Below are 23,990 nucleotides of genomic sequence, written 5' to 3'. Positions count from 1 at the left end.
AGGGCAGAAGCGTTCAGTCACCTTTGGGTCAATGTTCAGGCGCCCAACTCGTCTTGCTGGTCCAGTCCTTGCGAGACTCTCGGCGCCCGGTCCGCACGCTCGTCGGACCCCGGGAATCGCTCCGTCGTCATATGTCCGTAGGGAGTTGACGTGCGCAACCCGGTACCCCCCACAGCACCGCACAGCACCACGGCGTCCGGCCGCAGGCCGCGGCGCCGGCTGCGCCGTTCCGCGCTCGCGAGTGCCCTGGCGGCCGTCGCGCTCGTGGTGGCGCTCCCCACGAACGCCGATGCCAGCGTTCTGCAGTTGCTGCCCCAGAACGCCGACGGCCTGGAGCAGTCGTTCTCCCCCGCCTACGACTACGACGGCGACGGCTGCTACGCCACGGCCGCCATCGGCAGCGACGGCACCATCAACCCCGGTCTGCGACTGGGCGGCGACGTCAACGGGCACTGCCACGACTACGCCCAGCTGGCCAACGCGAACACCTACTCGCGCGAGAAGTGCAACAACGGCTGGTGCGCCGTCGTGTATGCCAGTTACTTCGAGAAGGACCAGGCCACGCTCGGGCCCGCGGCCATCGGTCACACCCATGACTGGGAGCACGTCGTGGTGTGGATCAACAACAACGAGGTCCAGTACGTCTCGGTGTCGCAGCACACCAGCTACCAGGTGGCCCCGCGGTCGTCGGTGCGCTTCGACGGCACCCATCCGAAGATCGTCTATCACAAGGACGGCGTCTCGACCCACGACTTCCGCTTCGCCAACAACAACGACGAACCGCCGGAGAACGTCACCGGGGGCTGGTTCTACCCGCGTCTGGTGGGCTGGAACGGCTACCCGGCCGGCTTCCGCGACAAGCTCATGAGCGCCGACTTCGGCGCGGCCACCATCAAGATCAAGGACGGCGACTTCGCGTACGCGCTCGCGCACTCCATGCCGTCCGGGATCCCCTTCGACCCGAACGCGTGACACCGGCCGTCACAGGGCGCCCGCGTTGCCCGGCGGATACGGCGGGTACGGCGGGCGCATCGGCACCACGGCCGCCTGGGACGGCAGCGGCGGCAACGCCGCGTCGTCCACCCAGGCGGTGAACAGATCGTCCAGGGGCCGGTCCGCGTAGCGCGCGGCGTGCTTGGTGAAGGCGCCGGTCGTCACCGTAGCGCCCCGGTGCACGGCAGCCCAGCCGCGCAGCATCCGGTGGAAGGCCTCGTCGCCCAGCGCGCAGCGCAGCGCGTGCAGCACGAGGCCGCCGCGCTCGTAGAGCCGGTCGTCGAACATCCGCTTACGGCCCGGGTCCGACAGCCGCAGGTCCTGCGGCAGCGCGGACAGCTTCCGGTGTACCGTCGCGGCCAGTTGGGCGGCCGTGAGGCCGCCCGACCGCTCCGACCAGAGCCACTCCGCGTACTTCGCGAAGCCCTCGTTGAGCCAGATGTGCCGCCAGTCGGCGACGGACACGCTGTTGCCGAACCACTGGTGTGCCAGCTCGTGCGCCACCAGGCGCTCCGAACCCCTTGCGCCGTCCACGTGGTTGGAGCCGAACAGCGACAACCCCTGCGCCTCCACGGGGACATCCAGCTCCTCCTCGGTCACCACCACCGCGTACTCGCCGAACGGGTAGGGGCCGAACAGCTCCTGGAACAGCTCCATCATGGCGGGCTGGCGCGCGAAGTCCCGGGAGAACTGCGGGAGCAGGCGCGCGGGAAGGTGCCCGTACTGCGGCACACCGCCCTCGCCCGGATCGCCGAGCAGGACCGTCTGGTACCTGCCGATCGCCAGTCCCACCAGATAGCTGGAGGTCGGTACCGACTGCTCGTACACCCAGGTGGTCGTCGAGGCCTTCGTCGTACGGGTCAGCAGGCGCCCGCCCGCCACCACCGTGTACGCCGAGGGCGTGGTCACCGAGATCTGGTACGACGCCTTGTCCGCCGGGCGGTCGTTGCACGGGTACCAGGACGGCGCCCCGATGGGCTGGCTCGCCACCAGCGCCCCGTCCTCCAGCTCCTCGAAGCCGATCCCGCCCCACGGGCTGTTGACGGGCTTCGGATTGCCCGACCAGTGGACCTCGACGGTGAACGCGGCACCCGCGCGGATCGGCTTCGGCGGGCGGATGCGCAGCCGGCCGCCGCGGTGCGTGTAGTGCGGCGCCCGGCCGTCGACCTTGATCCGGCCGATCCGGAAGTCGGCCAGGTTGAGCTGGAACTCGGTGAGCGGGGCGCCGCCTGCTATGGCGCCCAGTCGGGCCGTCCCGGCGAGCCGGTTGGGGCCGGGGCGGTAGTCCAGCGTGAGCTCGTAGCGGTTGACCCGATAACGGGGGTCGCCGTTGTCGGGGAAGTAGGGGTCCGCTTCCACCTTCTGCTGAGGGCTCACTGCTGCGTCTGCTCCCTGCGCTGTGCTCGTACGTCGTGCCGGTGCCCCGTCATCCGGCCCCGGCCGAGTCACGTCGTTCGCTTCCGGGGACGCCATGCCTCGATCGGGTTGCCCAGCCAGCGGGTGTCGTCGGGCACCGACTCCGCCGCCATCACGAGCGAGGCGGGACCCAGCGTGGTGCGGGCCCCGACCGTGCTGCCGGGCAGGACGATTCCGCCAGGGCCCAGTGTCGCGCCCGCACGGAGGATCACAGTATCGGTCCGCAAGATCCGGTCGTGGAAGAGGTGGGTCTGCAGCACACAGCCGCGGTTGACCGTGGCGCCGTCCTCCAGCGTCACCAGATCCGTCTCCGGCAGCCAGTAGCTCTCCACCCACACACCCCGGCCGATCCGGGCGCCGAGTGCGCGCAGCCACAGCGTCATCAGCGGTGTGCCCGGCACCGCACCGGCCAGCCAGGGCACGGCCACGACCTCGACGAAGGTGTCCGCCAGTTCGTTGCGCCAGACGAAAGAGCTCCACAGCGGGTGCTCTCCGCTGCGGTGCCGGCCCACGAGCAGCCACTTCGCCACCACGGACAGGGCCGCGCCCGCCAGTCCGGCGGCGAGCAGCACCAGCCCGCACAGCAGCCAGGCCCAGACGCCGAGCGCGCTGAGCGCCGCGACCGTCAGCACGGCGAGCCCCGCCGAGCAGAACACGGGCACGATCCGGCACACCTCCACCAGCGCGCGCGCCCACAGCAGCCGGGCGGGCGGCTCATAGGTGCGGCTCTGGTCGCCGTCGGAGGCGGTGCGCGGCAGCTTCACCGGCGGCAGCCCCAGGTAGGAGCTGCCCTTCTTCGCCTTCTTCGGGGTCGCGGAGAGCACGCCGACCAGCCCGCCGTCCGGCACGCTGCGGCCCGGCGCGGTCATCCCGGAGTTCCCGAGGAACGCCCGCCGCCCGATCTCCGCGCGCCCGATCCGCACCCAGCCGCCGCCCAGTTCGTACGGCGCGGTCAGCGTGTCGTCGGCCAGGAACGCCCCCTCGCCGACCGTGGTCAGACTCGGCAGCGCCAGAACGGTCGACACCTCGGCGCCCCGGCCGATCCGCATCCCGAGCAGACGCAGCCACACCGGGGTGACCAGCCCCGCGTACAACGGGAACAGGGTCTCGCGCGAGCGGTCCATCAGCTGGGTGACCGTCCAGGCCTGCCAGCCGGTCCGGCTGTGTGTCGGGTAGGTGCCCTCGCGCAGCCGAAGACTCATCAGCCGTACGGCGATCAGAAGCAGCAGCGCGTACGTCAGCCCGTACGCGAGTGTGGCGGGAACGAGCGCCAGGGCGGCCCCGCGCAGGGTGGCGCCGAGTCCGGCGGCCGGATCGACGAACGGGTGTGCCACCAGCAGCGCGGCCGCGCCCGCCGGGACCGGCAGGGCCGTCAGCGCGAGGCCGCTGACGCCGTACATCGCCCGCCACCAGGTGCCGCGCCCGGGCCGCTCCTTGGGCCAGTTGCGCTTGGCCTTGCCGAGCTTGACGGCGGGCGCGCCCGCCCAGCGCTGGCCGGTCGGGATCTGTCCGGCGACGGCCGAACCGGGGGCCACCTCGGCGCGCTTGCCGACCCGCGCGCCCGGGAAGAGGATGCTGCGCGTGCCGACCACGGCGTGCGCGCCCACCTTGACCGGGCCGATCTCCAGCCGGTCGCCGTCCAGCCAGTAGCCCGCCAGGTCCACCTCGGACTCGACGGCCGCGCCCCGGCCCAGTTTGAGCAGGCCGGTCACCGGCGGCAGCGAGTGCAGATCCACGTCCGGGCCGATCTTGGCGCCCAGTGCCCGGGCGTACCGCTGCAGCCAGGAACCCGTCAGCGAGGTCGCCCCGCTGTACTCGGCGAGCCGTTCCGCGGTCCACAGCCGCAGATGCACGCCGCCGCCGCGCGCGTACCGGCCTGGTGTGACCCCGCGCAGCAGCAGCCGGGCGCCGCCCGCCGCGATCGCGAGCCGCCCCGGCGGGCTGTGGAACAGCACCGCCCCGGCGGCCACGGCCCACCAGGAGGTGACCGGCGCCCACGGATACGGACCGAACCAGTGCAGTACGTTGCCGAGCGCGGCCAGCGCCACGGTCCAGCGCAGCCCGAGCACCGTGAAGAGGGGGATGAGCAGAAGCAGCTGGAGTGCCCCGGCGCGCTGGGGGACGGGCGTGACCACGCGCTCCGCGCCGTCGTCCTGCGCCGACTCCTCCAGATGGCGGGCCAGCTTGCGCAGCGTGGGCTGCTGGTAGATGTCGAGGACGGCCGCGCTGGGGTAGCGGGTGCGCAGCCGGGTGGTGAGCTGGGCGGCGGCCAGGCTGCTGCCGCCGATCGCGAAGAAGTCGTCGGAGGTGTCGGCCACCGGGATGCCGAGGACCTCGGTCCACTGCTCGGCGAGCCAGGCCTCGGTGCCGTAGAGCTGCGCGGCGGGGCCTTCCAGGCCCTCCAGCGGCCAGGGCAGCGCGTTGCGGTCGACCTTGCCGGAGGTGCGGGTCGGCAGGTCGTCGACCGGCGCGAGCAGCGGGACCAGGGCGGCGGGCAGTTCGGCGCGCAGCCGCTCGACGGCCGCCGCCTGGTCCCAGCCCTCCTGGGTGACGACATAGCCGACGAGGAGCTGGTTGCCGCTGCGGGCGGTGCGCACCGCGGCGGCGGCACCGGCCACCCCCGGCAGCGCCTGGAGCGCGGCGTCCACCTCGCCCAGTTCGATCCGCCGGCCGCCTAGCTTGATCTGTTCGTCGGCGCGCCCGAGGAAGATCAGTCCTTCGGGCTCGGCCCGGACGAGGTCCCCGCTGCGGTAGGCGCGCTCCCAGCCGACGGAGAGAAGGGGCGCGTACTTCTCCGCGTCCTTCTCGGGGTCGAGGTAGCGGGCGAGCCCCACCCCGCCGATGACCAGCTGTCCGCTCTCGCCGATCGCGACCGGCTGCCCGGCGTCGTCCACGACGGCCAGCTCCCAGCCGTTCAGGGGCAGTCCGATCCGGATGGGGTCCTCGCCGGTGAGCAGCGCGGCACAGGCCACCACGGTCGCCTCGGTCGGCCCGTAGGTGTTCCAGACCTCGCGCCCCTCGGTGACCAGTCGCTGCACCAGCTCGGGCGGGCAGGCCTCACCGCCGAAGATCAGCAGGCGGACGTCGTTGAGGGTCTCGGGCTCCCAGAGCGCGGCCAGGGTCGGCACGGTGGAGACGACGGTGATCTCCTGCTCGACGAGCCAGGGGCCGAGGTCGGCGCCGCTTCTGACCTGCGAGCGCGGTACGGGCACCAGGCAGGCCCCGTACCGCCAGGCCAGCCACATCTCCTCGCAGGAGGCGTCGAAGGCCACGGAGAGGCCGGCCATGACCCGGTCGCCGGGCCCGATCGGCTCCTCCTGGAGGAAGAGGTCCGCCTCCGCGTCCACGAACGCGGCGGCGCTGCGGTGGCTGACGGCTACACCCTTGGGTTTGCCGGTGGAGCCGGAGGTGAAGATGATCCAGGCATCGTGCTCGACGCCGGGGCGGGCGGCGGGGACGTCGGACGGGTCGTCGACGGTGATCCGGTGCCCGGCGCCGATGACGGCGCGCACCTGAGCCTCGCCGAACACCAGCTCGGCCCGCTCGTCCGGATCCTCGGCGTCCACCGGGACGTAGGCGGCTCCCGCCGCGAGTACGGCCAGGATCGCCACGTACAGGTCGTTGGTGCCGGACGGGACGCGCACGCCGACCCGGTCGCCGCGGCCCACCCCGGCGCCGGCGAGGCGGCGCCGGAGGGTTTCGACCTCGGCGGCCAGGGTGCGGTAGGTCAGGCTGCGGTGGCCGTCGTCGAGGGCGGGCTCGTCGGGGTGCGCCCGTACCGTGGCCTCGAAGACGTCCACGAGGGTGCGCGGGGATGCGGCGGGGGCGGCGAGGAAGCGCGCGCGGTCGCCGCACTCGGCGCGCAGTTCCGCGTCGGACAGCGCGAGTGCGGGGCCTTGCTGGAGGGCTGCCATCGGGTCCTCACGTGTCGTTCCCGGAACGTTCCGGGCGCTGGTGGGCCGCAGGGATGCCTGGGGATCTTCCGGTCCAGCTCCAAACAAGCGAACAATCTTAGTACGAGGGTGGACACGGACTGGTCCGTCCGCCCTCCGGGGCCCCTCCAGCGCGTCCGGAAGCGGTAATTCCGGTGCGCTGACATGGGGATGTGTCAGCGTGACGAGATATGCCCCACACGCCCCGAGCTCGCCTCACCGAACAGCAGAGCCGCTGACGGGGCCAGGCCGGAGCCGCCCCGCGCCGGCGTCAGCCGTCACTCCACGCACGGCTCCGTACAGGGCCGGCTGTCCGGCAGATGCTCCTTCGCCCACTCCCCGAGCTCTTTCAGCGCCGGCTCCAGAGCGGCCCCCGCTTGCGTGAGGTGGTAGGAGACCCGCAGCGGCGGACCCTCGTCGACCTCGCGCACCACGAGCCCTGCGGCGCCGAGTTCGGTGAGGCGGTCGGAGAGCATGCGCTCGCTGAGGCCGGGAACGGCGCGGCGCAGGGCCGCGAAGTTGGCCGGCTGCTCGACGAGTACGGCCACGATCGGGCCGGTCCAGCGCTTGCCGAGCAACTGGAAGACCCGGGTGATGCCGTCGTCCACGCGCTTGCAGGCGCCGGGGTCGTGGCTCTGTTCGACCGTCATACCCCCAGGATACTGCGCCCCCGTATGGAGGTGAAAAAAAGTAAGTACCTGTGTTATCTATAGTCCAGTACGAAAACTTAGCCCTGGCGGCCGCCTCCCCGGCGGGCGCCCTAGGACACCGTTCATTGGAGATCCCCGATGGCCACCCTCCTGCACCTCGACTCGTCCGTGTCCCCGACCTCCGCCTCCGCCTCCCGGTCGGTGACGGACACCTTCCGCAAGGCCTGGGAGGAACAGCACCCGGAGGGCACGGTGATCTACCGTGACCTCTCCGCCGATCCGGTTCCGCACATCACCGCCGACGCCCACTCGGCCGGGTTCGCCGATCCCGCCGCCCACACCCCGGAGCAGGCGGCCGCCTTCGCCGAGCGCGTGCGGCTGATCGAGGAGCTGGAGCGGGCGGACGCCGTGCTGATCGGCGCCCCGATGTACAACTTCTCGATCCCGTCGACCCTCAAGGCCTGGCTGGACAACGTGATCCTGTTCGGCCGCACCGCGGGCGAGAACCCCTCCGCCAAGGGCACCCCGGTCACCGTGGTCGCCAGCCGCGGTGGCTCCTACGCGCCGGGCACGCCGCGGGAGTCGTTCGAGTACGTGCAGAACTACCTGACGGCGGTCCTCGGCGACGCGCTCGGCCTCGACGTCGACTTCATCGTGCCCGAGCTGACCATGGCCCCGTACAACCCGGCCATGGCCGAGCTGGTGCCGCTCTTCGAGGCGTCCCGTGAGCGCGCCCTGCAGGAAGCGGCCGCCAAGGCCAAGGCCCTCGCCGAGCGCCTCGCCGCCTGAGCGAGCCGGACGGAGGAGCCGCGGTCCTGCCTCAGTCGGCCGTCGCGTGGTGAGGGTCGGCCGAGGCGGACTGCGCTCCGTGCCGCGGTTCCTCCGGTTCGGGGTTGACGCACCCGGCCAGGCACGGGGTGCGCGAGAGGGAGAAGACGCCGTAGCAGAGCAGGGTGACGCCGAGGAACGCCGGCAGCAGCCACAGCCCGTGGCGCGGCGACTCCGCGTAGAGGACGACACCCAGGCAGAAGCTGACGGTCGCGTCGCCGAGCGTGAGGGCCGGTTGGGACGCGATCAGCGGGCCCGCCTGCATGGCGTAGCCCAGCAGCAGGATGGAGAGCGAACCGGCAACCGCGAAGCCATAGGTCTGCCAGGCCAGGAAGAACCCCGTCGCCCCCTGCTCGGACATGATGTTCATGGCGGACTTGACGAGCGCCGCCGTCAGCGCGTTGCCGATCGCGGCCGCTGCGGCCAGGCAGGCCGCACGCGCCAGTCCGTGGGGGCGGCGCAGCCCGGCCAGGACGAGCAGGGCCCCGGCCCCGCCCACCACGGCGAGGGCCGGCACCCACCACAGTCCGGGGACCTGGGACCGCCCGCCGGAGGGGGCGGCCGAGAACAGGCTGACGGCCAGGCCCACGAAGATGCACAGCACGCAGAACCACGCCTTGCGGGACACCCGTACCCGGAACAGCGCGTTGCCGGCCACGAGAGCCAGCGGAAGTTCCAGGATGAAGAGGGGCTGGACCGCGGCCAGGCTGCCCGCGTTCAGGGCCAGGGCCTGGAAGAGCGCGGCGAAGACGACGCCCAGGATGCCCCCGAACCAGAGCGGGCTGCGCAGCAGCTGGCGGACGAGCCCGAACCGCGCCGTGGAGTCGGGCGCCGCCACCGCCGCACGTCGTTGCAGCACCGTTCCGACCGCGTTGCTGCAGGCGGCCAGCACGGCGAACACGACCGCAACAATCATCTGGTTCGTACCGTTCCGCGTCGTGCGCTGTCCACTGCGGGTACAGCACTCCGGTCCCGCTGCCCAGTCGGTTCCGGCTCGCGTTCCACGATGTCACCCATCGGCGGTGGCTTCCAGCGGCGGCTGCGAGACCTACCCGCGGCGCGGTCAGCAGGTCGCGGGCCCGGCCCCCGCGCGACCTTTCTGGCCGGGGCGGGGGACCGGGGGCGCGACGCAGCGCCGGATCAGGCGATGACCATCAGCAGATCGCCGCCCTCCACCTGCTGTACGGAGTCGACGGCCAGGCGGCCCACCGTTCCGGCGACGGGCGCGGTGATGGCGGCCTCCATCTTCATCGCCTCGATCGTCGCCACCGTCGCGCCCGCCTCCACCCGACCGCCCGGCTGTACGGCCAGCGTGACCACCCCGGCGAACGGTGCGGCGACATGCCGGGGGTCGGACTTGTCGGCCTTCTCGGCGGGCGGCAGGTCCGAAGCGACCGAGCGGTCACGGACCTGGACCGGCCGGAGCTGGCCGTTGAGCGTGGCCATCACTGTGCGCATGCCGCGCTCGTCCGCCTCGCCGATCGCCTCCAGGGCGATGAGCAGGCGTACGCCGGGTTCCAGGTCGACCGCGTGTTCCTCGCCCGGGCGCAGCCCGTAGAAGAAGTCCTTGCTGGGCAGGACGCCGGTGTCCCCGTAGGCGTCGCGGTGTGCCTCGAACTCCTTGGCCGGTCCGGGGAACAGCAGCCGGTTGAGCGTGGCCCTGCGGTCCTTGTCCAGACCCTCGCGGTCCTCGTCGGTCAGTTCGGCGGTCGGCTTGGCCTCGGCCCGGCCCTTGAGGGCCTTGCCGCGGAAGGGCTCCGGCCAGCCGCCGGGCGGGTCGCCCAGCTCGCCGCGCAGAAATCCGATCACCGAGGCGGGGATGTCGTACGCACCCGGCTCCGCCGCGAACTGGGCCGGTGTGACACCCGCGCCCACGAGGTGCAGCGCGAGATCGCCGACCACCTTGGACGACGGGGTGACCTTCACCAGACGGCCGAGGATGCGGTCGGCGGCCGCGTACATCGCCTCGATCTCCTCGAACCTGTCGCCGAGACCCAACTCGCGTGCCTGGACCCGCAGGTTGGACAGCTGTCCGCCGGGGATCTCATGGTCGTAGACCCGCCCGGTGGGCGCGGCCAGACCGGCCTCGAAGGGGGCGTAGATACGGCGTACGGTCTCCCAGTACGGCTCCAGGTCGCAGGCCGCCCGCAGGCTCAGCCCAGTGGGCCGCTCCGAGTGGTCGGTGGCGGCGATGATCGCGGACAGGGACGGCTGGGACGTCGTGCCCGCCATGGAGGCCACCGCCCCGTCCACGGCGTCGGCACCCGCGCCGATCGCGGCCAGATAGGTGGCGAGCTGCCCGCCGGCCGTGTCGTGGGTATGCAGATGAACCGGCAGGTCGAACTCCCGGCGCAGCGCCGTCACCAGCCGTGCTGCCGCGGGCGCCCGCAGCAGCCCCGCCATGTCCTTGATCGCAAGGATGTGTGCCCCGGCCTCGACGATCTCCTCGGCGAGCTTGAGGTAGTAGTCCAGGGTGTAGAGCTTCTCGGCCGGGTCGGACAGATCGGCGGTGTAGCACAGGGCGACCTCGGCGACGGCCGTCCCGGTGGCCCGTACGGCGTCGATCGCGGGCCGCATCTGCGCGACGTCGTTGAGCGCGTCGAAGATGCGGAAGACGTCGATACCGGTGCGGGCGGCCTCCTCGACGAAGGCGTCGGTGACCTCCGTCGGATAAGGGGTGTAGCCGACGGTGTTGCGGCCGCGCAGCAGCATCTGCAGACAGATGTTGGGCACTGCCTCGCGCAGCCGGGCCAGCCGCTCCCAGGGGTCCTCGGCCAGGAAGCGCAGGGCCACGTCGTAGGTGGCGCCGCCCCAGCATTCCAGGGACAGCAGCTCGGGGAGGGCGTGTGCCACCACGGGGGCGGCGGCCAGCAGGTCCTTGGTGCGGACGCGCGTGGCCAGCAGGGACTGATGGGCGTCGCGGAAGGTGGTGTCGGTGACGGCGACGGTGGACGACTCGCGCAGCGCCCGGGCGAATCCCTCCGGGCCGAGTTCGGTCAGCCGCTGCTTCGAACCCGCGGGCGGGAGCGCGCCGGACGGGACGCGCGGCAGCTTTGTCGTGGGGTCGACCAGGCGGGGGCGCGCGCCGTGCGGCTTGTTGACGGTGACGTCGGCGAGATAGGTCAGCAGACGGGTGCCGCGGTCCGCGGAATGGCGGGCGGTCAGCAGATGCGGGCGTTCCTCGATGAACGAGGTGGTGACATGGCCCTCCCGGAAGTCGGGGTCGTCCAGCACCGCCTGCAGAAACGGGATGTTGGTGGCCACACCGCGGATACGGAACTCGGCGACCGCGCGGCGGGCGCGGCGCACCGCGGTGGCGAAGTCACGGCCCCGGCAGGTCAGCTTCACCAGCATCGAGTCGAAGTGGGCGCTGATCTCGGAGCCGACGAACGCGGTGCCGCCGTCGAGCCGGATGCCGGAGCCGCCGGGCGAACGGTAGGCGCTGATCGTTCCCGTGTCGGGGCGGAACCCGTTGGCCGGGTTCTCACTCGTGATCCGGCACTGCAGGGCCGCACCGCGGACGTAGACCTTGTCCTGGGACAGGCCGAGGTCGGCCAGCGACTGCCCCGAGGCGATGCGCAGCTGCGCCTGGACCAGGTCGACGTCGGTGACCTCCTCGGTCACCGTGTGCTCGACCTGGATGCGCGGGTTCATCTCGATGAAGACGTGCCGGCCGTCGCGGTCGACCAGGAACTCTACGGTGCCGGCGTTGCGGTAGCCGATGGTGCGGGCGAAGGCGACGGCGTCGGCGCAGATGCGGTCCCGCAGTACGGGGTCGAGGCCGGGAGCGGGGGCCAGCTCGACGACCTTCTGGTGCCGGCGCTGTACCGAGCAGTCGCGCTCGTAGAGGTGGATGACGTCGCCCTGGCCGTCGGCGAGGATCTGCACCTCGATATGGCGCGGGTCCACAACGGCCTTCTCCAGGAACACGGTCGCGTCCCCGAACGCGGACTCGGCCTCACGGGACGCCGCCTCGATCGCCTCCCGGAGCTTCTCGGGCTCCTCCACCCGCCGCATACCGCGCCCGCCACCGCCGGCGACCGCCTTCACGAACAGCGGAAACCCGACCTCCTCGGCTGCCGCGAGCAGTTCACCGACGTCGGTCGAGGGACGCGAGGAGCCGAGCACCGGCACCCCGGCGGCACGGGCCGCGGCGACGGCGCGGGCCTTGTTCCCGGTCAGCTCCAGGACCTCGGCGTTCGGACCGATGAACGTGATCCCGGCCTCCTCGCAGGCCCGGGCCAGATCGGGGTTCTCCGACAGAAACCCGTACCCGGGGTACACGGCGTCCGCTCCCGCCCGGCGTGCCGCCGCCACGATCTCCTCGACCGACAGATAGGCGCGTACCGGGTGGCCCTTCTGCCCGATCTCATAGGCCTCGTCGGCCTTGAGCCGGTGCAGCGAGCCGCGATCCTCGTAAGGGAACACCGCCACGGTTCCGGCGCCCAGTTCATAGGCCGCGCGGAACGCACGGACGGCGATCTCACCCCGGTTCGCGACAAGTACCTTGCGGAACATCAACGGTCCCTTCTGACGGGTGCGCCGGATCAGGCGCCTGGCGAGCGTTGCTGTCTCTGCACCGGCGCCGGACCGGGCCCGCGCCCGGACCGCGACCGGCCGGTCCATCATCTGCCCGCCACGGGCGCTCACGTATGCATCTTCGCCCCCGGTGTGACGACCTCCACGTGGCCGGAAAGCGCAGGGGGACGCGGACAGCGGCCCGGAGCCTCATCCTCCATGGTCCGACGGCGATTCCGGCCGCGCAGCCGCCGCACCCCGAACCGGTGCGGCAGCCCGGACGGCAGTGGCAGGATTCCGCGCATGAGCCAGGTCTTGGAAGTGGTCTGCCGCCCCCGGGGGAAACGCATCCGGTGGTTCTTCGTCGGGCTCGGGGCGGCGGGGGCGGGTCTGGCCACGGTGCACATGGCCCACGGGGGCAGGGTCCTCGGCATGGGGCCGGGTATCGGTCTGCTGCTCACGCTCGGGGGCCTCGCGTCGCTGTACGGGGTCACCGCCCGGGTGAGCGCGGACAGCTCCGGGCTGCAGGTGCGGACGCTGCTGGGCCGCCGGAGCGTGCCGTGGCACGACATCGCCGACCTGCGCGTACGCCTGAAGTACGCGCACACCTCCCGATCCCATGAGACCCGTCGCGTCATCCTGGTGCTGCGTGACGGACGCAAGCGGCTGCTGCCCCTGCCGAGGAGCTGGTCGGCCGACGATCCGGACTTCGAAGCGCAGTTGACGGCGCTGCGCGCCCTGCACCGCCGTCACGGGACTCCGGGGCCCGGCCACGTCCTGGTCGTCTCGGAGCACACCGCCGGGCGCGGCTGGGCCGGGTCGTTGGTCCTGTGCGCGCTGCTGCTCGCGGGCTCGGGACTCGCCGCGTGGTTCGTGCCGAGCGCCGCGTCGGACGAGCGGGCGTGGCGGTCGGCCGTCCCCTGTGCCACCGGGACGCCCGCGAACGAGCGGTCGGGGTCTGCTCTGCCCGAACGCGGCCGAGGGGCTGGGGAGGACTGCCTGACCACCGTACGGGCCGTGATCGCCCGGACCGAGGCCCGCCAGCCCAAGCAACGGAGCTGGGTGTACTTCACCGACCGTCGCCCGATCGAGCGGCTCGAGGTCTCCTACGAGGCCGCCGAGGCGTTCGAGGCGGGTGACAAGGTCGAACTGACCGTCTGGCGCGGTCAGGTGAGGGAGGTCGCCGGGGCGCACTATGTATGGCGCGAGCACATGACCACGTCCGGCGAGGTGGCCACCGTCGCGGCCGGGGCGGCACTCGCCGCGGGTTACCCCGGAGCCCTGCTCCTGCTGCGCCTGCGCGGACGTCGGCTGCCCGACGACGAAGTCCTCCCCTCGGTCCTTCCGTTCGCGGGCGCTCTCGCCGGTACCGCGCTGTGGCTGCTGCCGCTCTGCTACCTCCACCCCACGACCCTGCTCTCCTCCCCCGCGACGATCACCTGGGCGGCCGCGGGTTCGCTGGTCACGCTGGGCCTGTTCGTCTGGGCCTGGCGCGTCACCCGGATCCGTCCGCCCGAAACGGCCGAGGAGACCGGAGGGACCGAAGCGGCGGGTGGATCCGGCGATCAGGAGACGGAGGTGTTCCTCGCCGCCCGCTTCCTGGAGCACACCGACTACAACCCCCACCACTTCGGCACCCACATCGTCCTCGGGGGCGGCTCGCCGCCCGCGGTGACGCCCCACCCCGGTCCCGGCCGGTTCGCAGCGAAACGGATACCGGTGGAGCGGCTCACCGTCGGGACGGTGCGGCGCCCCCGGGGCGGCGACGGCGACACCATCCCCACGAGCTGGCATATCGCCGAACTCGACGACGCGGGCCGGCCGGTCCGCCTCGCCGCCGCCCCCGCCGACCTGACCCGCATCCTGCGCGCACTGAGCTCGGTCGGGGCCACCGTGACCACCGCGGCACCCGGGTCATGACCGCCTCCCGGCAGCCTGTGCCCGAGCGGCGAGCCATGGCCGGCCGCCGCCTCGCGCCGACAGGCGCCGAGCCCGGCCGGAGCGCAGACAGGCGCCGACCGCGACGACCACAGCGGCCACGCCGTACGCCCACGCCTGGAGCGGGAAGCCGGGCAGCAGCCGGCCCGCGAGATAGAGGACGGTGCCGGCCAGGGTGACGGTCAGCCATTCCCAGCGGCCGTCCAGGGCGACGAGGGCGATGACGAGCAGGGAGTACCAGGGGTAGCTGGGCGAGAACAGGAGCAGCGCGGTGCCGGTGAGCAGCAGGGCGCCGCTCCAGGGCCGGTCCGGGTCGCCGCGACGCCACACGTACAGGGCGACCAGCACGAGCAGCACGACCGCCGTCACCTCGGCGGCGGCGTCCGGCAGCAGCAGCCGCAGCAGCGCGAAGCGGCGTACGTCCCCGGGTTGGTAGCCCTCCTCATGGAGGTAGCCGGGCAGATAGCCGAGGACGCCCGTGCCCGACGTGGCCACGTAGGGCGCGTAGGCGAGCGCGACCGCCACGACGGCGGCCGCACCGACCCGCAGGATCCGCGCCGGGCTCCGCTGCCCGCACAGGGCTCCGGGCAGCGCCAGGACCGGCAGGATCTTCACGGCGATCGCGGCCCCCAGCAGCGCGCCCCGGCGGGCACCGGCGGTCGCGGTGCCGAGCGCCAGGACGGTGAGCAGAACGCCGAGGGTGTCGACATGGGCGTTGTCGACCGCTTCGAAGGGCACGGCCGGGCACCAGGCCCACAACGCGGCCCGGGCCGGAGCCCGTTGCGGATCGCCGCGCCGGCGCTGCACCGCGAGCAGGGCCACGGTGGTGCCGAACGCGAGGGCCGCGCCGCCGATTTGGAGCGGCTTGTGGCGGCTGTCCGACGGCGAGACGATGTGGACGGCGAGGAACCAGCCCTCGGCGACCGGCGGGTAAATGGTGGGCACGGTGGGACGGTTGATACGGACGCACAGACCGCTGTCGGTCTGATGAAGTCCCCAGCCCTCACACGCGCCCCGGGAGGGGAACAGCCAGTCGTCGCGCAGCGGGGCCAGTTCGGGTGCCGCGGGCGGGTGGGCGTAGGGGGAGACACCCGCTGCCTGGACCCGGCCGTCCCAGGCATAGCGGTACATGTCGTCGCTGGTGCGGGGCGGCGCGGCGAGCCCGGCGAGCACCACGGCTGCCGCACCGGCCAGCACGAGCCCGGTCGCGGCACGCGCCGGAACCTTGCGCACGGTCCAGACCGCGGCGGCGAACAGGGTCCAGGCGACGCCGTAGCCGGTGAGCAGGCGGCCGGGGGCGCCGAGGTTGTCGCCGGCGCGGAGGGTGCCGACGACCGTCGCGGTGAGCGCGGCGAGGAGGACCACGGTGACGCCGATGCGGATCCGGGCCGTCCTGCCGTTCGCCGGTGCGGCGGGGTCGGGAGGCGAGTGCCGCGCGGATGTCATGGCGTCGCGCGGGGGTGCGGGGGCAGTGTCGGTCATCGCTGGTCGGGCCCTTCGGCGGCCGTGGGACATGCGTCCGGGTGGCCCGGTCCGGGACGGTGGAGTTCCACGAAGGGGCGGCCGTCGGCCGTCCAGCGGCCGGTGAGGACCCAGCCCGTGCCCTCGGCGGCACGCGCGAGCGCGGTGGTGCCGAGGCGGGCCCAGGCGAAGGGGCGGCCGTGGCGGCCCCGGGCGTCCTCGACGCGGACGGTGAGACGTTCGTCGACGTCCTGCGGGGCCGCCTCGGCCAGCAGCCGCCCGCCGGGACGGACCAGGTCGTGCAGTCGGGCCAGCAGCACGGCCGGGTCGCCGCCGATGCCGACGTTGCCGTCCATCAGCAGGACGGTGCCCCACCGGCCTTCCCTCGGCAGGCGGTCGAAGACGGATCGCCGCAGAGCGGATCCGCCGAGGCTCCGGGTCCGGGAGACGGCGGCCGGGCTGACGTCCACGCCCAGCGCCGGCAGGCCACGGGCGGCCAGGGCGGCGACCAGGCGTCCGGGACCGCAGCCGACGTCCAGCACCGGGCCGGTGCAGCGACGCAGCACGCTCGTGTCGGCGGCGTCGGGTGCGGCGCACCAGCGCTCCACGTCCAGGAGCAGCAGCTCCTGCCCCGTGCCCTGGCACATGCGGCGCAGGTACAGCGGGCCGCGGCCCGCGCGCAGGGCGTGGGCGTAGGGGTCGTCCGTCCAGGGTTCGCCCGGCTGCACGGGGGCGAGCGGAGCGGTGCCGGGCGTGATCGCGCTGGGCAGGGCGGGCCGCGGAATCACTGGTGGGGGAGCGAGGGGGCGCGGCTGCGGACCTGCCGGGGCCTGCTCCGGCCACCGGGTGGCGGTGGATTCCATGCGCGACGCCGCGCCGGTTGCCGTGGCGCTCACCGTACGACCTCCGCCAGCCGGTCCAGAGTGGTGGCGAAGCGGGAGCCGGGTGCGCAACGGACGGCGGCCTCGGCCGCGTCGGCGGCGGTGTCCACGTCGCGCAGCACCGGCAGATCGCCCACCGACAGCCCGGCCGCCGTGAGACGGTCTCGCTGGATCGCACCGGTACGGTCGGTGGACATGGGCACGCCCCGTACCAGGGCCCCGGCACGGGCCGGATCGGCCAGGCCCAGCGCCCAGAATCCGCCGTCGACGGCCGGTCCGAACCAGGCATCGTGGCCGTCCCGGCCGACTTCGGCGAGGAGACCGGAGATCAGCTGGGGAGTGTCCATGCCGATCAGGAGCGCGGGACCGTCGGCGCAGTGGGCGAAGGCGGCCGCGATCCGCTCGTCCAGGCCGCCCGATGCCTGGGGTACGACGTCGAACCCCGGGGGTAGCCAGGCGCCGGGGGCTCCGTCCAGCACGAGGACGCGGCGCCGGGCAGGGGTCTGGAGCACCGTGTGGAGGGTGTCGGCGAGGGCGGCCTCGGCCAGGGCGGCGGCCTGCTGCGGCGTGTACGGCGGGGTGAGCCGGGTCTTCACCCGCCCGGGTACGGGCTCCTTGGCGATGACCAGCAGCGTGGCCGGCCCCGTGGCCGTGCCCCGCGCGCTCACCGTCCGGCTCCGGTGACGCCGGTGACGCGCGCGATGTCCGCGGGTCCGGCGGCGGGGCCCCTCGTGACGTCCGCGGCGGGCGGCTCGGCGAGGACGGCGCTCATGTCCCGTACCGCCTGCCAGGTGCCGCGCCAGGTGCCGGTCACCTTGGAACGGCCGGTGCGCGGATGGTAGGGCACGTCCGTCTCCAGGACGCGCCAGCCGGCGTCGGCGGCGCGGACCACCGTCTGCAACGGATAGCCGGACCGCCGGTCCGTCAGGTCCAGGGCGAGCAGCGCCTCGCGGCGGGCGGCACGCATCGGGCCGAGGTCGCGCAGGCGTAGTCCGGTGCGTCTGCGGATCAGCCGGGTCAGCTCCAGGTTGGCCAGCCGGGCGTGCAGGGGCCAGGCGCCGAGGCTGGTGGGCCGCCGTCGGCCGAGGACCAGGTCGGCGGAGCCGGTGAGGACCGGCTCGGCGAGGGCCGGCAGCAGCGCGGGGTCGAGGGAGGCGTCGCAGTCGCAGAAGCAGACCACGTCGGCCGTGGCGGCAGCCAGCCCGGCGTGGCAGGCGGCACCGAAGCCGCGGCGCCGCTCCCGGACCACATGGGCCCCGAGGGAGCGGGCGACGTCCGCCGAGCCGTCGGTCGAGCCGTTGTCGACGACGATCGCGCGCCAGCCCGGCGGGATCCGGTCCAGCACCCAGGGCAGGGCCTCGGCCTCGTCGAGGCAGGGCAGCACGACGTCGACCGGCGGAGGCGAGGAGGGAGAGGAGGGGGATGTCTCGATCACCTCACTCACCTTACGAACGCACAACGGACAAAAGGGAATCGGCGACCTTACGGATCGCTGACGTCCGCCCTGCGCATGGAGTGCTCACCTCTCCCGGTCTTACGGATCTCTGACATCGCCCACCGCTCCCGACGGCCGGCCGAACGGTGGTGCGAGACTCGGTGGCGTGAAACGCGTACTCGTCGTGGACGACGACCCGACCGTCTCGGAGGTCGTCGCCGGCTATCTGGACCGGGCAGGCTTCGCCGTCGAGCTGGCCGCCGACGGCCCCACCGCTGTGGCCCTCGCCGCCGCCCGGCCGCCCGACCTGGTCGTACTGGACCTGATGCTGCCCGGCATGGACGGTCTGGAGGTCTGCCGGCACATCCGCGAGGACGGCCCTCTTCCCGTGATCATGCTGACCGCACGGGGCGACGAGGAGGACCGCATCCTCGGCCTGGAGGTCGGCGCCGACGACTACGTCACCAAGCCGTTCAGCCCCCGCGAACTCGTGCTGCGCGTGGAGTCCGTCCTGCGCCGCGCCGGAACACCGGCGGCGGCCCGTACCGAACCCGCGGAGCCCTGGCTGCGGGTCGGCCCGCTCGCCCTGGACCCCGTCGCCCGGCGCGCCATCCGCGACGGGGCGGAACTCGCCCTCACCATCCGGGAGTTCGATCTGCTGGAGTTCTTCCTGCGCCACCCGGGCCGGGCGACGACCCGCGAGGAACTCATGCGCCAGGTGTGGGGCTGGCAGTTCGGTGACCTGTCGACCGTCACCGTTCATGTGCGGCGGCTGCGCGAGAAGATCGAGGACGACCCCGCACACCCCCACCTGATCAGCACCGTATGGGGGGTCGGCTACCGCTTCGACCCTCCCGGACCGAACGGCCCCGACAAGAACGGAGCCGGCGATGGTCGGTGACACCCTGCTCATCGCCCTGTACGCGGCGATCGGCGCGGCAGCCGCCGGCCTGGGCGGCGCGGTCGCGCTGCGGCTGCTGCGCCGCCGCTCGGTCGCGCTGTCGCTGGCCGTCGTCGCGGCCGTCACGGTCGCGGCGATGCTCGGTGGCACCCTGCTGGTGGCCTGGGCGATGCTCCTCTCCGACCACGATCTGTGGGTCGTGACGACCGTGTGCGCCATGGCGGCGGTCGTCTCCCTGGCGGTCACACTTGTCCTGGGCCGCAGCGTCGTCAGGGGCAGCCGGGCCCTGGCCGAGGCCACCCGAGCCCTCGGCGACGACGGGAGCTTCACCCCGCCCACCGCCGCCCCCACCGCCGAACTCGCCGAGCTGAGCCGTCAGCTCGCCGCCACCAGCGCCAAGCTCACCGCCTCTCGGGAACGGGAACGGGCCCTTGAGGCCTCCCGCCGTGAACTGGTCGCCTGGATCTCCCACGACCTGCGCACCCCGCTGGCCGGGCTGCGGGCGATGACCGAGGCCCTGGAGGACGGCATGGTCGAGGACCCCGCCGTCTACTACACCCGTATCGGCGCCGAGGTCGAGCGCATGAGCGACATGGTCAGCGATCTGTTCGAGCTCTCCCGCATACAGGCCGGGGTCCTCGCCCTGTCGCCCACCCGGATGTCGGTCTACGACCTCGTCGGCGACGCCATCGCGGGCGCCGACGCGCTGGCCAAGGAGCACAAGGTACGGCTCGTCGGCGAGGGGGTCGAGCCCGTGCCGGTCGAGGTCGACGGCCGTGAGATGTCCCGTGTCCTGGCCAATCTGCTCGTCAACGCCATCCGCCGCACCCCCGCCGACGGCACGGTCGCCGTCTCCGCGAGCCGGGATGCCGACAGCGTCGTGCTCTCGGTCACCGACGGCTGCGGCGGCATCCCGCCGGAGGACCTGCCCCGCGTCTTCGACACCGGCTGGCGCGGCACCCACGCCCGGACCCCGCCGGCCGGGGCGGGGCTCGGCCTGGCCATCGTGCGCGGCATCGTGGAGGCCCACCGCGGCCAGGCCGCCGTACGCAACGTCCCGGGCGGCTGCCGCTTCGAGGTCCGCCTGCCGGCGGCGCGCTGAGGGTCTCGCGCGACAGCGGACCGTCAGCCGTCGCGCAGCGGCGCCCCCGCGAACCGGGCCATTCCCTCGGCGAAGGCCACCTGCGGCTTCCAGCCCAGTTCCGCGCGGAGCCGGTCCGCGCAGGCGGTGATGTGGCGGACGTCGCCGAGCCGGTACTCCCCCGTGACGACCGGCAGCGGACCGCCGTACGCCCTGGCGAGCGCGGCCGCCATCTCCCCCACCGTGTGGGGCTCACCGCTGCCCACGTTGTACGCCCGCAGGGTCCCCTCCGGCAGCCCGTCCACCGCGTCCAGCGCCGCGAGGTTGGCGGAGGCGACGTCCCGTACGTGGACGAAGTCCCGCCGCTGGCCGCCGTCCTCGAAGACGCGCGGGGCCTCGCCGCGCTCCAGCGCGGAACGGAAGAGCGAGGCGACGCCCGCGTAGGGAGTGTCGCGCGGCATTCCGGGCCCGTACACGTTGTGGTAGCGGAGCACGGCCACCCGCCCGCCCGTGGCCCGTGCCCATGCGGCGGCGAGATGCTCCTGGGCGAGCTTGGTGGTGGCGTACACATTGCGCGGGTCGAGAGGCGCCTCCTCGTCCACCAACCCGGCGGCGAGCGGTTCACCACAGCGTGGGCAGGGTGGTTCGAAACGTCCCGCGTCCAGGTCCGCGACCCGGCGCGGCCCCGGCCGGACGAGGCCGTGGGTCGGGCATGCGTAGCGCCCCTCGCCGTACACCACCATGGAGCCGGCCAGCCCCAGTCGGCGCACCCCGGCCGCCGCCATGCCGGCGAGGAGCACCGCGGTGCCCAGGTCGTTGCAGCTCACATAGTCGGGCGCGTCGGCGAAGTCCTTGCCCAGGCCGACCATGGCGGCCTGGTGGCACACGGCGTCCACGCCGCGCAGGGCGTCGGCCACGGCTGCCGCGTCCCGGACGTCCGCGTGCCGCCATTCGGCCCCTGGGGGCAGGGACGGCGCGGTGCGGTGGGCGGTGGGCAGCACGGCGTCGAGGACGCGCACCGTGTGCCCGGCGCTCATGAGGGAATGGACGATGTGCGAGCCGATGAAGCCCGCACCTCCGGTGACCAGGATCAACATGCCACCGACCCTAGGACCGCGCACCCGGCCGCGGGCCGCTCGGCGCATGGACGTCAGGGGTTCGTAAGCCCTTCGCTCGTCGACGACGACCCCCCAGGAGGTTCCCCGTCACGGCCCTGACGGCGGTCCTCAGGACGAGCTTCCTGAAGAGCTTCGCGGCGGCCCTCAGGACGGACTCCACGCAGACGCGGCCGCCGCCCGCGGACGAACCCGCGGCCGGCCGTCAGCAGCGCTGTCACCGTCGCCACGGCCACGAGCGCGAGCAGCCAGTTGCGCGGGTAGTCCAGCGGCAGCACCGAGGAGTTGGCGGGGGTCCCTGGACGCAGCAGCACCGGCAGCGCCACGGCCGTCAACGCGCCCGCGACCATCAGTGCCCCGCGCACCGGCCCCCGCCCGCCGCCGCGCACCAACAGCAGCCCGACGACCAGCACCAGGGGGGCGATCACCGCGTCATGGAGCAGCAGGGCTCCGCCGAGCCAGAGCAGTACCCCTGTCGGATCGCCCGCGTCCGGCAGCAGGGACACACCGACACCCATGAGCACCGCACCGGCCAGACCTGTCAGGATCCGGACCGCCTTCACGACAGCACCTCCAGCCGCCCGACCCACTTGGTCTGCAGCACACCGGGCCGGTCGGGGGCGATGACCCGGGCCGGGTAGCCGTGGTCGGGGGCGAGTTCCTGCCCGTTCAGGCGCAGCGCGAGCAGGGTCAGCGGGTCGCGGGCGTACTCATGCCCCATCTCCGACACCCGGTATCCGCCTCGGAGTTGCAGCGACACCACCCGCACCCGCGCGCGCGGCGGGGCATCCGCCCGCTCCAGCAGATCCCTGATCCGCACCCCCGTCCAGCGGGCCGACTTGCTCCAGCCCTCCACGCAGGCGATCGGCAACTCCACCTCGTACTGCGGCATGGCCCGCAGTTCCTCCAGCGTGAGGACATAGGGGCGCGGGCCGGAGACCACCAGCCGGTACTGCTCGGCGACGATCCGGCCGACCCCGGCCGCGGCGGCGGTCCGGTTGACCGGCAGGTCCTGCGGGCCGTGGTCCGGATGGCGCGGCGCGAACAGGTCGAGGTCCTTCAGCGGGGTGAAGGACTGGCCCACCGTGGTCAGCGTGACCGCGCCGACCGCCGCACCGACGCCGGCCAGCAACGAGCGCCGGTCGACGGCATCCTGCTCGAGCAGCGCGAGCGTCCCGGGCGACCGCCCGGACCAATGGGCCCGGATCTCCGGTGCCTTGACCGCCAGGTGCAGCACCAGCGCCCCGGTGATCAACCACGCCATCGCATAGTGCACCGGCACGAACGAGAACGGCCAGGGATACCACTGCACCGTGTTCAGCAACCCGGTGACCACCTCGAACACGGCCGCCGCGACCAGCACGCCCACCGACAGCCGCTCCAGCGCATGGCGCAGCGACCGTACGGGCGGCCATGCGAACAGGCGCGGATACACCGTCCACAGCTTGGCGAGCAGCAGCGGGATCGCGGCGATGCCGGAGGCGACATGAAGCCCCTGGGTGAGCCGGTAGCCCCACGCCGGGCGGCTCGGCAGGTCGTCCGCCGCCCAGGACGGCGGATGCTGCAGGACATGGCTGACCAGACCGGTGACGAAGCACACCGCGAACGCCAGACCCAGCCACCGGCCGATCACGGTCGCCGTGCGGGCGTCGTGCAGCCTGCCTCTGAACACGGGTGGAAAGAAGCGCTGTTCCATGCCCCCATCCCAGCCGCCGCGAGGCCACCGCGGAATGCCCGAGCCCCTTACGGAACAGGGACATTCCGCGCCGAGCGGGGTGCCGCCCGCCTCTGCCGGCGGGGAGCCGTCAGCCGTCTGCGGGGGTCTCCCGCCAGGTGGCGGTCCGTTCGCGCGCGACGTCGCGCAGCAGCCCGAGGAACACGTCCACCAGCGGAGTGAGCGTCGGGTCGGCCCGGGTCACCGCGTGGATGTCGCGGTGCGGCCTCGGCCGGACCAACTCGCGGTGGGTCGTGCCCGGGACGCCGGTCAGGGCCAGGCGCGAGACCAGGGCCACCCCGCTGCCCGCACCGACGAGGGCCTGGGCGACGTCGTACGACTCGGTCTCGAAGCGGACATCGGGGGTGAACCCCGCGGCGCTCGCCGCCCGGTCGAACTGCCGACGGGCGAGGTGGCCCGCCACGATCGTGACCCATGACGCGTCGCGGAGCTGCTCGAGGCGCAGCGGGGCATCCGGCGGTGATCCGGCGGCCAGCGGATGGTCGTCGGGCAGGACCACGACCATCGGGTCGTGCAGCAGCCGGTGGGCGGAGACCTGTGGGGGCAGGGTGAGGGAATCGCTCCAGGAGGCGATGACCGCCATGTCCAGCCTGCCGGCGACGATCTCGTCCGGTCCTCGATCGGACGCCACGTCGACCACGGTGACATCGGCGTCCGGATGACGGTGGCGCAGTGCGGTCAGCGCCGGTGGCACCAGATGCAGGGCCGCGGCCTGGAACGCACCGATCCGTAGCCGCAGCGACAGATGGCCCAGCAGCGCGGCCATGTCCGCCGCGGCCTTCTCCGCCGCCTCGTCGACGGTCCGTCCGTGCGCGGCGAGCAGGGCACCGGCCTCGGTGAGCGTCGCTCCGCGCGGCCCGCGTCGGACGAGGCGCACCTGCCACTCGCGCTCGGCTCTGACCACTTGCTGCGTCACGGCGGCGGGGGTGAGCCGCAGTGCATGTGCCGCCCCGGTCAGCGAACCGTACTCCCCGATCAGGGCGAGCAGCCGCAGTTGCGCGGGATCCACGAGCATGAAGTCAGCTTAACGCTGCACCAAAGATCCTTTACTTCTCTTAAACCAGCTGATCAGGAGAGCCTGAGGGAGTCCCCGACGAACCCGCACC

General features: G+C 73.2%; 18 protein-coding genes. 5 read left to right on the top strand and 13 right to left on the bottom strand.

Going from position 1 to position 23,990, the window contains the following annotated elements:
• The first annotated feature begins 219 nt into the window (after positions 1-219).
• A complete protein-coding gene (locus AB0L95_RS21765) occupies positions 220-972 on the top strand; it encodes an NPP1 family protein (protein WP_365163741.1) in 753 nt (250 codons plus the stop codon).
• 9 nt (positions 973-981) lie between these two features.
• Here AB0L95_RS21765 and AB0L95_RS21760 read toward each other — a convergent pair whose 3' ends face one another.
• The 3 genes from AB0L95_RS21760 to AB0L95_RS21750 form a co-directional block, all read right to left on the bottom strand.
• Complete coding sequence (locus tag AB0L95_RS21760) at positions 982-2,370, bottom strand: M1 family metallopeptidase (protein WP_365163617.1); 1,389 nt, start codon at positions 2,368-2,370, stop codon at positions 982-984.
• Between the two features lie 68 nt (positions 2,371-2,438).
• Positions 2,439-6,323, bottom strand: a complete 3,885-nt coding sequence (locus tag AB0L95_RS21755) for a Pls/PosA family non-ribosomal peptide synthetase (protein WP_365163615.1) — start codon at positions 6,321-6,323, stop codon at positions 2,439-2,441.
• 296 nt (positions 6,324-6,619) lie between these two features.
• Positions 6,620-6,991, bottom strand: coding sequence for a helix-turn-helix domain-containing protein (locus tag AB0L95_RS21750; protein ID WP_365163613.1), 372 nt, complete (start codon positions 6,989-6,991; stop codon positions 6,620-6,622).
• Between the two features lie 138 nt (positions 6,992-7,129).
• On the opposite strand from AB0L95_RS21750, the gene AB0L95_RS21745 reads away from it, so the two are divergent.
• A complete protein-coding gene (locus AB0L95_RS21745; RefSeq protein WP_365163610.1) occupies positions 7,130-7,780 on the top strand; it encodes an NAD(P)H-dependent oxidoreductase in 651 nt (216 codons plus the stop codon).
• Between the two features lie 31 nt (positions 7,781-7,811).
• Here AB0L95_RS21745 and AB0L95_RS21740 read toward each other — a convergent pair whose 3' ends face one another.
• Positions 7,812-8,735 (bottom strand): DMT family transporter, encoded by a 924-nt coding sequence (locus tag AB0L95_RS21740; protein ID WP_365163608.1) that lies wholly within the window; start codon positions 8,733-8,735, stop codon positions 7,812-7,814.
• A gap of 224 nt (positions 8,736-8,959) precedes the next feature.
• Positions 8,960-12,337, bottom strand: coding sequence for a pyruvate carboxylase (locus AB0L95_RS21735; protein ID WP_365163740.1), 3,378 nt, complete (start codon positions 12,335-12,337; stop codon positions 8,960-8,962).
• Between the two features lie 303 nt (positions 12,338-12,640).
• Here AB0L95_RS21735 and AB0L95_RS21730 point away from each other — a divergent pair, with 303 nt between their 5' ends.
• Positions 12,641-14,257 carry a PH domain-containing protein gene (locus AB0L95_RS21730; protein WP_365163605.1) on the top strand — a complete coding sequence of 539 codons (1,617 nt, stop codon included), beginning with the start codon at positions 12,641-12,643 and terminating at the stop codon, positions 14,255-14,257.
• On the opposite strand, the gene AB0L95_RS21725 is transcribed toward AB0L95_RS21730, so the two are convergent.
• The 4 genes from AB0L95_RS21725 to AB0L95_RS21710 are packed head-to-tail and all read right to left on the bottom strand — an operon-like array spanning position 14,252 to position 18,052.
• The gene (locus tag AB0L95_RS21725) at positions 14,252-15,757 is read right to left on the bottom strand and encodes a glycosyltransferase 87 family protein (protein WP_365163603.1); all 1,506 of its coding nucleotides are present in this window, start codon (positions 15,755-15,757) and stop codon (positions 14,252-14,254) included. The two genes, AB0L95_RS21730 and AB0L95_RS21725, sit on opposite strands and share 6 nt — an antisense overlap.
• Positions 15,754-16,632 carry a methyltransferase domain-containing protein gene (locus tag AB0L95_RS21720; protein WP_365163600.1) on the bottom strand — a complete coding sequence of 293 codons (879 nt, stop codon included), beginning with the start codon at positions 16,630-16,632 and terminating at the stop codon, positions 15,754-15,756. Before AB0L95_RS21720 ends, AB0L95_RS21725 begins: the two co-directional genes overlap by 4 nt.
• Complete coding sequence (locus tag AB0L95_RS21715) at positions 16,629-17,285, bottom strand: DUF2064 domain-containing protein (protein WP_365163598.1); 657 nt, start codon at positions 17,283-17,285, stop codon at positions 16,629-16,631. Before AB0L95_RS21715 ends, AB0L95_RS21720 begins: the two co-directional genes overlap by 4 nt.
• Positions 17,282-18,052, bottom strand: a complete 771-nt coding sequence (locus tag AB0L95_RS21710; RefSeq protein WP_365163595.1) for a glycosyltransferase family 2 protein — start codon at positions 18,050-18,052, stop codon at positions 17,282-17,284. The genes AB0L95_RS21715 and AB0L95_RS21710 overlap by 4 nt, the downstream gene beginning before the upstream one ends.
• A gap of 166 nt (positions 18,053-18,218) precedes the next feature.
• On the opposite strand from AB0L95_RS21710, the gene AB0L95_RS21705 reads away from it, so the two are divergent.
• Positions 18,219-18,953 (top strand): response regulator transcription factor, encoded by a 735-nt coding sequence (locus AB0L95_RS21705; protein ID WP_365163593.1) that lies wholly within the window; start codon positions 18,219-18,221, stop codon positions 18,951-18,953.
• On the top strand, positions 18,943-20,055 hold the full coding sequence (locus AB0L95_RS21700) for a HAMP domain-containing sensor histidine kinase (RefSeq protein WP_365163591.1): 1,113 nt from the start codon (positions 18,943-18,945) through the stop codon (positions 20,053-20,055). The genes AB0L95_RS21705 and AB0L95_RS21700 overlap by 11 nt, the downstream gene beginning before the upstream one ends.
• Positions 20,056-20,078: 23 nt before the next feature.
• Here the strand turns inward: AB0L95_RS21700 and AB0L95_RS21695 are convergent, their stop codons facing one another.
• The 4 genes from AB0L95_RS21695 to AB0L95_RS21680 form a co-directional block, all read right to left on the bottom strand.
• A complete protein-coding gene (locus tag AB0L95_RS21695; RefSeq protein WP_365163588.1) occupies positions 20,079-21,131 on the bottom strand; it encodes an NAD-dependent epimerase/dehydratase family protein in 1,053 nt (350 codons plus the stop codon).
• Between the two features lie 53 nt (positions 21,132-21,184).
• Positions 21,185-21,712: a hypothetical protein gene (locus AB0L95_RS21690; RefSeq protein WP_365163587.1), complete on the bottom strand. Its 528-nt coding sequence runs from the start codon at positions 21,710-21,712 to the stop codon at positions 21,185-21,187.
• Positions 21,709-22,845: a molybdopterin-dependent oxidoreductase gene (locus AB0L95_RS21685; RefSeq protein WP_365163586.1), complete on the bottom strand. Its 1,137-nt coding sequence runs from the start codon at positions 22,843-22,845 to the stop codon at positions 21,709-21,711. Before AB0L95_RS21685 ends, AB0L95_RS21690 begins: the two co-directional genes overlap by 4 nt.
• Positions 22,846-22,954: 109 nt before the next feature.
• A complete protein-coding gene (locus AB0L95_RS21680) occupies positions 22,955-23,899 on the bottom strand; it encodes a LysR family transcriptional regulator (RefSeq protein ID WP_365163584.1) in 945 nt (314 codons plus the stop codon).
• Positions 23,900-23,990: the final 91 nt, after the last annotated feature.

The sequence above is a fragment of the Streptomyces sp. NPDC052036 genome (assembly GCF_040680495.1).
GTDB lineage: Bacteria > Actinomycetota > Actinomycetes > Streptomycetales > Streptomycetaceae > Streptomyces.
The sequence above is the reverse complement of the archived record's forward strand: the minus strand, read 5'-3'. Positions and strand labels throughout refer to the sequence as shown.